This window comes from Nonomuraea sp. NPDC001684 (assembly GCF_053596515.1).
Window position 1 is genome coordinate 1 of sequence record NZ_JBSFGJ010000283.1, and the last position, 12318, is coordinate 12318.

The window sequence follows — 12318 nt, forward strand, 5'->3', positions numbered from 1 at the left end:
CGCGGTGACAACGGTAAGGGCCGCGATGACGCCGGCCGTACGGGCGCGAGGTGTGAACACGTCGCCTCCACTCTCCGGGGGGTGTGGAAAGAACCTAAGGGAACTTGTACAAACAAGCGAGCACCAGTAAGTCGCATAAACATTGCTCTTTCGTGAATGGAGAAGGTCGCGAATGGTTGCGCGCTATGAACGGATAGCCGCTGAGCTGCGTGATGACATCCTGGCGGGCGCGTACCCGGTCGGCTCCCAGCTCCCGAGCGAGGCCGAGCTGGCCACCCGGCACCGGGCGGCGCGTGGGACCGTGCGGCAGGCGGTGGCCGTGCTGGTCGCCGAGGGGCTGGTGGGGTCGAGGCAGGGCGCCAGGCGGATCGTGCTCGGCAACGCGCGCAGCCAGAGCTTCGCCGAGCTGCACAGCTTCGCCCAGTGGGCCAGGGCCAACGGCTACCGCATCGGCGGCCAGGTGATCTCCCAGCGCCGCCGGGCCGCCACCGCGCCCGAGTCCGCCAGGTTCGGCGGGGGCGAGGTGCTGGAGGTGCTGCGCCTGCGCTCGCTGGAGGGCGAGCCCGTCCTGGTCGAGCGGACCGTCTACGCCGAGTGGGTGGCCCCCGCCGTCGAGGCGCTGGCCGCCGACTGCGCGTCCGTCACCGAGGCCCTGTACGAGTCCGTCGGCCTGATCTTCGCCTATGGTGAGCACCTCATCGACGCCGTGCCCGCCGGTGCGGGGGACGCCCGGCTGCTGGGCGTGCGGCGCGGCAGCCCGCTCCTGCGCCAGCGCCGCGTCACCACCACGCACGAGGGCCGCCCGGTGGAGTCCTCCGACGACCGCTACCGGGCGGGCAGCGTCACCTTCAGCATCCGCAACTCGATCGGCGCCAACCCCCTGACGCGGCGGGCGGGCGACTTGCGCTTCGGGCCGTAAGAACATATGTTCGATACATAAGCGCCCGTCTTCCCCCGGGTGGCTCAGCAAAGGAACCAGAGCCGCGGGGAGAAGCGTCTTGAGCAGACTCTATGGCGATCCGATAGAGGTGTGGACCAGAGACGGCGAGCCGACCCAGTTCGTCTGGCGCGACCGGCTCTACCTCGTCCGCAACGTGCTCGACCACTGGGTCGTGGCGCGCGAGTGGTGGAAGACCGGCGAGGGCGACCCCGGCGAGCGCCGCTTCTGGCGGGTGGAGGCGAGCCCGGGGCGCGAGGTCGGCTCGTACGAGCTGCGCTACGACACCGCCGGCGACGGCTGGCTGCTGCTGCGGGCGTGGGACTGATGGCGCCCCCGTTCCCGCACCTCGACGTGGCCTCGGCCTACTCCATGAGGTACGGCACCGCCTTCCCGCACGCCCTGGTGGAACGGGCCGTCGAACACGGCATGGACATCCTCGCGCTGACCGACCGCGACGGGCTCTACGGCGTGGTCAAGCACGTCCAGGCGTGCGCGGACGCCGGGATCGCCCCCGTGGTCGGCGTCAACCTGGCGCTCGACGTCCCGGCCGTCCCGGCGGCGCCCGGCATGCGCGCGCCGCGGCCCAGGACCGGGCCGGACGCCGAGGACCGGGTCACCGTGCTGGCCCGCTCCGGCGGCTGGTCGCGGCTGTGCCGCCTGGTCACCGCCGCGCACGCCGCCGGCGAGCGCGGCGCGCCCAAGGTGACCCGCGAGCTGGTCGGCGCCTGGGCCGGGCCGGCGGGCGGCGACCACGGGTTCGGCGCCGAGGACGGGCTCGTGGTGCTGCTCGGGCCGCGCTCCGACGTCGGCCGGGCGATCGCCGAACGCCGCGACGAGCAGGCCAGGACGCTGCTCGGCTGGTGGCGCGCCGCCGTCCCCGGCGTGGTGATCGAACTGGTCGACCAGTACGGCTTCCGCGACGCCATCACGGCCGTCCGCATGCTCGGCCTGGCCGAGTCCGCCGGCGTGCCGGCCGTGCTGACCAACGCCGCCCGCTACCTCGACCCGGCCGACCACCAGGTCGGCGACGTGCTCGACGCGGCCCGCCGGCTCGTCCCGCTGCACCCGCGGCACCTGGAGAGCACCACCTCGCACGCCTACCTCAAGAGCACCAAGGAGATGTGGCAGGTGGCGGCCAAGGTCTGCGGCGCCGACCGGGAGCGGGTGGCCCGGCTGCTGTCCACCACCAGGCGCCTGGCCGAGGCGTGCTCGATGGACCCGCTGCGGCTGCTCGCGCTCAGGAACGACCCGCCCGACCTCAACCTGCCCGAGGTCGGCCGCGACCCGGTGCCGCTGCTGCGCAACCGCGTCGAGGACGGCCTGGTCAGGCGCGGCCTCGACCGTTCGGGGGAGGCCAGGGAACGCCTGCGGGCCGAGCTGGACGTCATCGAGCGCAAGCGCCTGTCGGGGTACTTCATCGCCGTGGCCGGCATCACCGACATGATCCGCGGCATGGACATCCGCTGCGCCATCCGCGGCTCGGGCGCCGGCAGCCTGGTCAACTACCTCATCGGCATCGGCGAGGTGAACCCGCTCGAACACGGCCTGCTCATGGAGCGTTTCCTGTCGGAGGGCCGCGTCGGCCTGCCCGACATCGACGTGGACGTGGAGTCGGCCCGCCGGCTCGACTGCTACAAGGCCATCTTCGAACGCTACGGCGAGGCCCGCGTGGCCTGCGTGTCCATGATGGAGACCTACCGCGCGCGCAGCGCCATCAGGGACGTCGCCGGCGCGATGGGCCTGCCGCCGCACGAGATCGACGCCATCGCCAAGGCGTTCCCGCACATCAGGGCCAGGCAGATCACCGCGTCCCTGGCCGACCTGCCCGAGCTGCGCGAGAGCCGGCTCGGCGAGGCCGGGCTCGACCGGGTGTTCCGGCTGGCCGAGAAGCTCGACGGCCTGCCCAGGCACATCGCGCTGCACCCGTGCGGCGTGCTGGTCGGCAACTCGGGCCTGCGCGACAGGACGCCGGTGGAACGCAGCCTGCTGGAGTTCCCGATGTCCCAGTTCGACAAGGACGACGTGGAGGAGGCCGGCCTGCTCAAGCTGGACGTGCTGGGCGTGCGGATGCAGTCGGCCATGGCGTACACGCTGAGCGAGATCAAACGCGTGGACGACATCGAGGTCAGGCTGGACGAGCAGGCCGGCGACGACCCCGGCGTCGAGTACGTCCCGCACGACGACCAGGAGACCTACGACATGATCTGCGCCAGCCGCACGCTCGGCTGCTTCCAGATCGAGTCGCCGGGCCAGCGGGAGCTGGTGGCCAAGCTGGAGCCGCGCCGGATGCACGACCTGATCGTGGACATCTCCCTGTTCCGGCCGGGGCCGGTCAACTCCGACATGGTCACCCCCTACCTGGAGGCCAGGCACGGGTGGCGGCAGCCGTACTACCCGCACGCCCGGCTGCGCGAGGCGCTGAAGGAGACGCACGGCGTGGTCGTCTTCCACGAGCAGGTGCTGAAGATCATCTCGGTGATGACGGGACGCGACCTGTCCTTCGCCGAGACCCTGCGGCGCACCCTCGGCACGCCGGAGGGCCGGGAGCGGGTGCGCAAGGCGTTCGTGCCGCTGGCCAGGGCCAACGGGTTCGGCGACGCGGCGGTGGAGCGGGCCTGGAAGGTGCTCGACGCGTTCGGCGCCTTCGGGTTCTGCAAGGCGCACGCGGCGGCGTTCGCGCTGCCCACCTACCAGTCGGCCTGGCTCAAGCGGCACCACGCGGCGGCGTTCTTCGCCGGGGTGCTCACCCACGAGCCCGGCATGTACCCGCCGCGCGTCATCATCGACGAGGCCCGGCAGTGCGGGGTCGAGATCCTGCCGCTCGACGTCAACGGGTCCGGCAAGGACTGGCGGGTGGAACGGCTCGGCCCGCGCCCGCCGCTGCGGCTCCGGGTGAGCCCGTCGGAACTGGGGGAGGAGCGGCGTCCGGTGCGTCAGGAGTTCAGGATCGGGGAGATCGGCCGCGGTTACGCGCTGCGGGTGCCGTTCTCGGCGATCAAGGGGGTGAGCGAGGCCGAGGTCGAACGCATGGTGGCCGGGCAGCCGTACACGTCGCTGGCCGACTTCTGGGACCGGGCCAGGCCCTCGCGCCCGACCATCGAGCGCATCGTCCAGGTCGGCGGCCTCGACGCGCTGCACGGCCTGCGTCCAGGCGGCCCCCGCTGGCGTCCGGGCGAGCTGACCCGGCGCGACCTGATCGCCCAGGTGGGGGCGCTGGAGCGGGCGTCGTCGATCGGCGTGCGCTCGGCCGCGCCCCGGTCCAGGCGCTACACCGCGGCGCCGCCGCGCCCCCGGGCCGAGCCGCCGTCCACGCAGCTGCCGCTCGGCTTCGGCGAGCACCTGCCGCCCGGCGAGCTGCCCGAGATGACGGAGACGGAGATGGTCGAGGCCGAGCTGGAGATCCTCGGCATCGACGTCAGCCGGCACGTCATCAGCTTCCACGACGAGCTGCTCGACGCGCTCGGGGTGGTGCGCTCCAAGGACCTGCTCGCCCAGCGCAACGGCGCGGAGGTGCTGGTCGCGGGGGTGAAGGTGGCCACCCAGACGCCCGCCGTGCGCTCGGGGCAGCGGGTCATCTTCACCACCCTCGACGACTCGACGGGGCCGGTCGACCTGACCTTCTTCGAGTCGGTGCAGGGCAGGTGTGCGGCGACGGTGTTCGGCTCGTGGCTCATGCTGGCCAGGGGGGTGGTCCGCCGTACGGGGGCCCGCGCGGTCTCCATGCGCGCCGTCGACTGCTGGAACCTGACCGACCTGGACGCGCTGTGGCGGGCGGAGGGCGTGGAGGCCGTCCGCGCGCTGCTCGACCGGGCCCCCGAAGAGCGGCCCGGCGTCGGCGGACGCAGGATCGAGTACGCCAACGGCTTCCGGCTCTCGCCCTACTCCGACCTCGGCCCCGCCATCGCCGCCCCGCCCCGGCAGCTCTGGCACGCCAGCCCCGGCAGCTCCGGCCCGACGGCGGCCTGACCCCGTACCCGGCCGGCGGTCGTCAGCCGGTGTGGCCGAACGGGGCCGAGCCGTGGGCGGGCCGGGTGGTCAGCCGGGTCACGACCTCGGGGCCGGGCGCGGACTCGGCGACCGCATCGCGCAGCCGTCCGGCCACGTCGAGCCGCTGGACGCGGGTGACCTCGCGGACGGTGGCGGCGCACAGCAGGGCCGCCACCACCGCGCCGCCCAGCTCCAGCAACCCCACCCCGGTCAGCCCGTCGGAGGCGGACTCCAGCGGGAGGCGGACCGTGACCAGCGTCAGCATGCCCAGCCAGCTCAGCCACCACGCCGTCAGCAGCACCAGCCACCGCCCGCGCCGCCCGGACGGCGGCTTGGCCCGCCGCCAGATGTCGTCGACCAGCAACGCGGGCGCGACCAGGTTGACGACGGGGATCAGCCACGCGGCCGCGACCGGCCCGGTGGGGCTGGAACGGTCCTTCACCTGACGGGCGCGCACCAGCCAGGTGACGTAGGCGGCCCCGGCGGCGACGGAGGTGCCCGCGACCAGCATCATCAGCACCGCGAACGTCGTCACCGCCCCCACGACCGCCTCCGCCTGCGCCCCGTGGGGACGGCCGCCGAACGCGGCGAGCTGGACGGCGAGATGACGGCCGCGGGACCGCTCGAAGACCACGAGGGCGCCCAGGGAGAGGACCTGCGCGGCAAGCGTCACATATACGGCGGAAGCAGCTTTGGTTGGCGGTGCCTGGGCGTAGCGCACGATGTTCTCCCCCCGGGCCATGCGCTGAGGTTCTGACTCACTTGTATCCCGTGAGCACCGCTGTTAATCAGCTCACCACGCCGGATTCCCACGCCCAAGCTGCGATTCCCACCCGATTGCGGACACCGAGTTTCGCCTGGATGCTGCCCAGGTGCGTCTTCACCGTCGACAGCGACACGAACAGCTCGGCGGCCACCTCCTGGTTGGTGCGTCCCCTGGCCACCAGGCGCACGACGTCGAGCTCGCGCTCGGTCAGCGGGCCGTTCGGCGGCTCGGCCGCCCGCCTGGGCTGGGTCAGGTGCTGCAGCAGCCGTACGGTGACCGACGGCGACACCAGCGCGTCGCCTCCGGCGGCGGCCCTGACCGCCTCGATGAGCAGCGTGGGGCCGCTGTCCTTGAGCAGGAAGCCGGTGGCCCCGGCGCGCAGCGCGCCGTAGACGTACTCGTCGAGGTCGAAGGTGGTGACGATGACCACCCGCATCGGGTTCTCCACGCCCGGCCCGGCCAGCACGCGGGTCACCTCCAGCCCGTCGAGCTTGGGCATCCTGATGTCGAGCAGGCACACGTCCGGCCGCAGCCGCCTGGCCTCGGCCACGGCCTCGGCGCCGTCGGCCACGGCGGCCACGACCTCCATGTCCGGTTGAGCGTCCAAGATCATTTGGAAGCCGGTGCGCACCAGCTGCTGGTCGTCGGCGATGAGAACCCGAATAGTCACGCCTCAACTCTAAGGATCAGCCGTTCGGCCGAGGCCGAAATGGACGCACGGCCGATCCGCCGCCACCCCCGCCACGGAAGGGTTGGGGCCATGAACGACGTGCTTGTTGGACGAGCCCTGGCCAAGCGGTTCGGGCAGACGGTCGCCCTGGGCGGCGTGGACATCACGGTACGGGCGGGAGAGGCCGTGGCCATCATGGGCCCGAGCGGTTCCGGCAAGTCGACCCTCCTCCACTGCCTGGCCGGGATCATGAAGCCGGACGACGGCGAGGTCCACCTGCTGGGCCAGCGCATCGACGCCATGGGCGAGCGCCAGCGCAGCGCCCTGCGCCGCACCCGCTTCGGCTTCGTCTTCCAGTTCGGGCAGCTCCTGCCGGAGCTGCCCGCCGAGGAGAACGTGGCGCTCCCGCTCATGCTGGGCGGCGTGCCGCGCGCCCAGGCCGTACGGCAGGCCCGCGAGTGGTTCCCGCTGCTCGGCCTGCACCAGATGGAGACCCGGCGGCCCGGCGAGCTGTCCGGCGGCCAGGCCCAGCGCGTGGCCATCGCCAGGGCGCTGGTGAGCAAGCCCGCCGTGGTCTTCGCCGACGAGCCGACCGGCGCGCTCGACCAGCAGACCGGCCAGGACACCATGCGTCTGCTCACCGAGGCGACCAGGCACAACGGGGCCTGCCTGATCGTCGTCACGCACGACCCCAACGTGGCCGCCTGGTGCGACCGCACGGTCGAGGTCCGCGACGGCCGCCTGCTCGCCCACGGGGTGACCGCGTGAACCTCGACCTGACCTGGCGGCTGCTCAAGGGCGGCGGCCGCAGGGGCATGCTGGGCACCTGGCTCACCTTCGGCGCGGTCGCGGTGGCCACGGCGCTGCTGCTGTTCGCCGTCGCCGCGAACGTCGCCTTCGGCGCCAGGGCCGACCGCAGCGCCTGGCGCAACCCCGTGGCGGCGGCCCAGAAGGACGCGGTGGCCGTCGAGGCCTCCCGCTTCGACTACGTGGACGGCAGGACGATCACCGTCGTCGACCTGGCCGCGCTCAAGCCGGGGGCGCCCGCCCCGCCCGGCATGCCGCGCTTCCCGGCCCCCGGCGAGGTGTGGCTGTCGCCCGCCCTGTCCGAGCTGGCCGCCGAGTTGCCCGCCGACCGGCTGGCCAAGCGCTACCCGGCGCCGAAGGGCGTGCTCGGCGACGAGGCGCTGGTCCAGCCCGAGGAGCTGGTCGCGGTGGTCGGCCACGCGCCGGACGCGCCCGCGATGACCGCCGAGCGCAGCGACGACTGGATCCTCGGCAAGCCGCCGGTCAAGGTCGCGACCCTGGCGGGCACGCCCAGCGAGGACGCCGAGGCGTACCAGGTGCTGGCGCTGATCGCCAGCGTGCTCATGGTGGTGCCGCTGCTGGTGTTCGGCGGCGCGGCGGCCAGGCTCACCGTCGCCCGGCGCGACCAGCGGCTGGCCGCGCTCAGGCTGATCGGCGCGACGCCGGGCCAGGTGGTCGGCATGACCGTGGCCGAGGCCGTGCTGGTCGCCTTCGCCGGGGCCCTGGCCGGGGCCGTCGCGTTCGGGGCGGCCGTGCCGCTGCTGGCGCGCATCCCGATCCAGGGCGGCACCTGGTTCGTCGCCGACCTGTTCCCGAACCTGCTGATCCTGGCCGGCGTGCTGGTCGCGGTGCCGCTGCTGGTGGGGCTGTCGGCGGTGGTCGGGCTGCGCCGGGTCGTGGTCAGCCCGCTCGGCGTGGCCAAGCGGGAGACGCCGCCCGGCATGCGGTTCGTCCGCGTGCTCGCGCTGCTCGCGGTGCTGGCCGTCTTCCCGCTGCTCACCAGGGGGACCAGCGTGGCGCTCGTGGCCGTGGCGCTCGGGCTGGCGTTCCTGTGCCTGAACCTGGCCGGACCGTGGGTGGTCGGCCTCATCGGCAAGGTCGCGGCCGGGACCGCGCGCCGGCCCGCGCGGCTGCTGGCGGCCCGCAGGCTGGTGGACGATCCGCGCTCGGCCTGGCGGACCGTCAGCGGCGTGGCCCTGACCGGCTTCGTGGCCGGGTTCCTCGGCCTGCTCAGCCCGGGCGCGTTCGGCGGGGACGCCGGGCCCGCCCAGCTCAGCGTCGTGGCGCCGGTGGGGGAGACGGCGAAGGTGGCCGACCAGGCCCGCGACCGGCTCGCGCGGGCGGGCATCACGGCCACGGTGAAGACCGTCAAGCACACCGTGGTCGCGGCGCTCGGCAGCGGCGCCGACGACGTCGTGGTGGACCGGGCGCGCACCGCGCTGAGCGACCTCGTGCCGGGGCGCACCCCGACGACGAAGGCCGACGACCAGCGCTTCGGCCTGCAGATCCTGGCCGACGTGCGGGTGGGCACGATCGTGGTGCTGTCGGTGTCGTTCCTGGTGGCGATCGCCAGCGCGGGCATCACCGCGGCCTCGTCGGTGCTGGACCGGCGGCAGACGTACGCGCTGCTGCGGCTGGCGGGCACGCCCCTGGAGGTCCTGGACCGGGCCCGGCGGGCCGAGACGCTGATCCCGATGGCCGTGATGGGCGGCGGCGCGATCCTGGTGGGCGCGTTCTGCGCGATGCCGTTCATGATCGGCGCAGTGAGCACGAGCGGCGTGGTCACGCTGCTGGTCTGCGTGGGCGCCGGCTTCGCGGGGGTGATCGGCGCGGGCGCGCTGAGCAGGCCGCTGCTGCGCTCGGTGACCGAAGACCCGGCGCCCCGGCCGGACTGACTCCCTGGCCCGGCGCGGATCAGCCGAGCACGAGGTCGCGGACCGTGCGCAGCGACTGCTCGTCGCGCGGTCCCATCACCAGCAGGCTGGTGACCGGGCTCTTGTGCCACAGTTCGAGCCGTTCCCTGATCCGGCCGGGCGGGCCGACGAGCGAGATGCCGTCGGCCAGCTCGTCGGGGATCGCCCGGAACGCCTCGTCCTTGCGGCCGGCCAGGTAGAGCGCCTGGATGTGCTCGGCCGCCGCGGCGAAGCCCATGCGGCCGATGATGTCGGCGTGGAAGTTGCGCTGCTTGGCGCCCATGCCGCCGATGTAGAGCGTGAGCATCATCTTGACGCCGTCGAGGGCGGCCCTGACGTCGTCGGAGATGACGACCATCACCATGGCGGCGATCTCGAAGCCGGGGGCGCGGCCCGCCAGCGCGTCGCCGTACATCTCCTCGATCTTGCCGGGGAAGGCGAACAGCGGCAGCCAGCCCTGCGCGACCTCGGCGGCCAGGGCGACGTTCTTCGGGCCCTCCGCGCCGAGGTAGACGGGGATGTCGCGGCGCAGCGGGTGGGTGATGAGCTTGAGCGGCTTGCCCAGGCCGCCCGGCAGGGGCAGCGGGTAGTGGGCGCCGTCGCTGGTCACGGGCTCCTCGCGGCGCCACACGCGGCGCATGATCTCGACGTACTCGCGGGTCCTGGCCAGGGGCCTGGCGAACGGCTGCCCGTACCAGCCCTCCACGACCTGCGGGCCGGAGGCGCCGATGCCGAGCAGCAGCCGGCCGCCGGTCAGATGGTCGAGCGTCATCGCGGTCATCGCGGTCGTGACCGGCGGGCGGGCCGAGATCTGCGCCACCGACGTGCCCAGCTTGATCCGGCTCGTACGCGCCCCGTACCAGGCCAGCGGGGTGAACACGTCGCTGCCGTACGCCTCGGCGGTCCACACCGAGTCGTAGCCGAGTCGTTCGGCGGCGAGGACGGTCTCCGTGGCGTCGTCGGCGTCGCGCTGCCAGTAACCGAGGTTCAGGCCGAGCTTCATACGCACCTCCGGAATAAAGTTCCATTACCGAGGCCGCAGTGTCAATGCGTGATCTCCCGGGGAGATCAGACATTGTGCTCAAGAGTCTCTGCCGTCTCTTCTGCCTGCTGCTCCTGCTGTCGCCGGCGGCCGAGCCGACGATGGCCGTGAGCGCCTCGCGGCCGAACATCGTGTTCGTGATGGCCGACGACCTGGAGAGCGGCACGCTGCCCTACTTCCCTGCCATCAACTCGGAGCTGGTGGCGAAGGGCACCTCCTTCAGCCGGTTCTTCGTGACGAACTCCTGGTGCTGCCCATCGCGCACGTCGATCCTGCGCTCCCAGTACGTCCACAGCCATGGCGTCCTGACCAACACCGCCCCCGAAGGGGGGTTCGACCGCTTCCACTCCCTCGATCTGGAACGTTCCACGATCGGCACCTGGATGCAGCAGGCCGGCTACCGCACCGCGCTGATGGGCAAGTTCCTCAACCACTATCCCGGCGCCACCGCCGACGCCGCCTACGTCCCGCCCGGCTGGGACGAATGGGACGTCCCGGTCCGCAAGCTCTACGAGGAGTACGGCTACCGCCTCAACGAGAACGGCGACCTGTACGACTACGGCTGGTCGGAGGAGGACTACCTGTCCGACGTGCTGGCCGACAAGGCCCGCGACTTCATCACCGGCGCCGACGAGCCGTTCTTCCTCTACCTGACGCCCATCGGCCCGCACAACCCGGCCAACCCGGCGGTCCGGCACGTCGCCGACCTCCCCGAGGTCACCGCGCCGCGCACGCCGTCGTTCAACCAGGCCGACGTGAGCAAGGAGCCGCTGTGGCTGCGCTCCCTGCCCTCGCTGACGCAGGAGGACATCGACCGGGTCGACGAGCGCCACCGCAGGCGGCTGCGGTCGATGCTGGGCGTCGACGACCTGGTCCGATCGGTGATCGAGGCGCTGCAGGCATCTGGCAAGCTCGACAACACCTACATCATCTTCACCTCCGACAACGGCTTCCATCTCGGCACCCATCGGCTTCCCCAGGGCAAGACGACGCCGTTCGAGGAGGCGATCAAGGTTCCGTTCGTGGTGCGCGGGCCGGGGATCCGGGCGGGGGCCACGATCGGGCAGCTCGGCGCGACCGTCGACATCGCGCCGACGATCGCCGAGCTGGGCGGGGCCGCCGTGCCGGCGTTCAGCGAGGGGCGCTCGCTGGTGCCGCTGCTGCGCGGCAGTCCGCCCGCCCAGTGGCGCAAGAACGTGCTGGTCGAGTTCAACAGGCCGGTCAACCGGTCGTCGGCGGCCCAGACCCCGGTGCCCTCCTACCAGGCGCTGCGCACCGAGCGTTACACCTACGTCAGGTACGACACGGGGGAGCGGCAGCTCTACGACCTGGCCGCCGACCCGTACCAGCTCGACAACCTCGCGGCCACCGCCGAGCCGGCGCTGCTGGCCGGCCTCGACGCCCGGCTCCAGGCGATGCGGGCCTGCTCGGGGGCGGGGTGCAGGGAGGCCGACGCGCGTCAGTGACCGGGGAACAGGGCGGGGTAGGCGTGCGCCAGGTGATCGGTCACCGCCCGCTGGGCCTCCTCCGGGTCGCCCGCCGCGATGGCCGCGCGGATGCGCTCGTGGTCGGCGCGCAGCACGGACGGGTCGCCGAGGCGTTCGACCGCTTCGATGGCGTTCCTGCGCATCGCGTCCCGGAGTGAGCGCATGATGGCGGCGATGAGCCGGTTGCCCGAGGCGTCCGCGATCGCGCAGTGGAAGGCGGTGTCGTGCTCCACGAACTCCTCGGCCGTGGCCGCCCGGTCCATGCCCTCGATCGCGGCGGCCAGCTCCGCCGTGCCGGCTCGGGTCGCCGCCGCGTGCGCGGCCGACCAGCGTTCGATCATCAGCCGGGCGTCCACGACCTCGCGCTGCTCCAGGGTGGCCAGGCCGAGGTTGAGCCGGAGCAGGTCGGTGAGCGCCGTGTCGGGCCGCGAGGTCAGCACGGCTCCCGCGTCCGGCCCCCGTCCCACCTGCGAGGACACCACGCCCAGGGTCTCCAGGACGCGCAGCGCCTCCCGCACGGACGAGCGGCCGACGCCCAGTTGCTCGGCGAGCTGGCGTTCGCCGGGCAGCCGGTCGCCCACGGTCAGGCCGTCCTCGGCGATGCGTCGTTCGATCTTCGGCCGCGGGTCGAGCGAGACGCGGCGCAGCCAGGCCGTCTGGGCCTTGTCGATCACGTTCTTGATGCCGGTGTCCACGCCCACGACCA

The 12318-nt window shown here is 73.0% G+C and carries 10 protein-coding genes; 6 read left to right on the forward strand and 4 right to left on the reverse strand.

Features of this window, described 5'->3' with window-relative positions:
- The first annotated feature begins 172 nt into the window (after positions 1 to 172).
- The 3 genes from ACWCSD_RS35235 (at position 173) to ACWCSD_RS35245 (ending at position 4906) form a co-directional block, all read left to right on the forward strand.
- Positions 173 to 919: a GntR family transcriptional regulator gene (locus ACWCSD_RS35235; RefSeq protein ID WP_352360631.1), complete on the forward strand. Its 747-nt coding sequence runs from the start codon at positions 173 to 175 to the stop codon at positions 917 to 919.
- Between the two features lie 79 nt (positions 920 to 998).
- A complete protein-coding gene (locus tag ACWCSD_RS35240) occupies positions 999 to 1265 on the forward strand; it encodes a DUF6504 family protein (protein ID WP_352323492.1) in 267 nt (88 codons plus the stop codon).
- Positions 1265 to 4906: a DNA polymerase III subunit alpha gene (locus tag ACWCSD_RS35245; RefSeq protein WP_449921463.1), complete on the forward strand. Its 3642-nt coding sequence runs from the start codon at positions 1265 to 1267 to the stop codon at positions 4904 to 4906. The genes ACWCSD_RS35240 and ACWCSD_RS35245 overlap by 1 nt, the downstream gene beginning before the upstream one ends.
- 22 nt (positions 4907 to 4928) lie before the next feature.
- Here ACWCSD_RS35245 and ACWCSD_RS35250 read toward each other — a convergent pair whose 3' ends face one another.
- Together ACWCSD_RS35250 and ACWCSD_RS35255 are read right to left on the reverse strand one after the other, a co-directional pair.
- Positions 4929 to 5600 carry a DUF4328 domain-containing protein gene (locus ACWCSD_RS35250; RefSeq protein ID WP_397161780.1) on the reverse strand — a complete coding sequence of 224 codons (672 nt, stop codon included), beginning with the start codon at positions 5598 to 5600 and terminating at the stop codon, positions 4929 to 4931.
- 115 nt (positions 5601 to 5715) lie between these two features.
- Entirely contained in the window at positions 5716 to 6363 is a 648-nt protein-coding gene (locus tag ACWCSD_RS35255) for a response regulator (RefSeq protein ID WP_387678912.1), read from the reverse strand.
- Between the two features lie 90 nt (positions 6364 to 6453).
- Here ACWCSD_RS35255 and ACWCSD_RS35260 point away from each other — a divergent pair, with 90 nt between their 5' ends.
- Both ACWCSD_RS35260 and ACWCSD_RS35265 read left to right on the forward strand, forming a co-directional pair.
- Positions 6454 to 7131, forward strand: a complete 678-nt coding sequence (locus ACWCSD_RS35260; protein WP_352323488.1) for an ABC transporter ATP-binding protein — start codon at positions 6454 to 6456, stop codon at positions 7129 to 7131.
- Positions 7128 to 9065: an FtsX-like permease family protein gene (locus tag ACWCSD_RS35265; protein WP_449921468.1), complete on the forward strand. Its 1938-nt coding sequence runs from the start codon at positions 7128 to 7130 to the stop codon at positions 9063 to 9065. Before ACWCSD_RS35260 ends, ACWCSD_RS35265 begins: the two co-directional genes overlap by 4 nt.
- 19 nt (positions 9066 to 9084) lie before the next feature.
- Here ACWCSD_RS35265 and ACWCSD_RS35270 read toward each other — a convergent pair whose 3' ends face one another.
- Complete coding sequence (locus ACWCSD_RS35270) at positions 9085 to 10086, reverse strand: LLM class F420-dependent oxidoreductase (protein WP_449921471.1); 1002 nt, start codon at positions 10084 to 10086, stop codon at positions 9085 to 9087.
- Between the two features lie 74 nt (positions 10087 to 10160).
- On the opposite strand from ACWCSD_RS35270, the gene ACWCSD_RS35275 reads away from it, so the two are divergent.
- Positions 10161 to 11591 (forward strand): sulfatase family protein, encoded by a 1431-nt coding sequence (locus ACWCSD_RS35275; protein WP_358294810.1) that lies wholly within the window; start codon positions 10161 to 10163, stop codon positions 11589 to 11591.
- Here ACWCSD_RS35275 and ACWCSD_RS35280 read toward each other — a convergent pair.
- Entirely contained in the window at positions 11585 to 12313 is a 729-nt protein-coding gene (locus ACWCSD_RS35280; protein WP_449921475.1) for a FadR/GntR family transcriptional regulator, read from the reverse strand. The two genes, ACWCSD_RS35275 and ACWCSD_RS35280, sit on opposite strands and share 7 nt — an antisense overlap.
- Positions 12314 to 12318 lie beyond the last annotated feature (5 nt).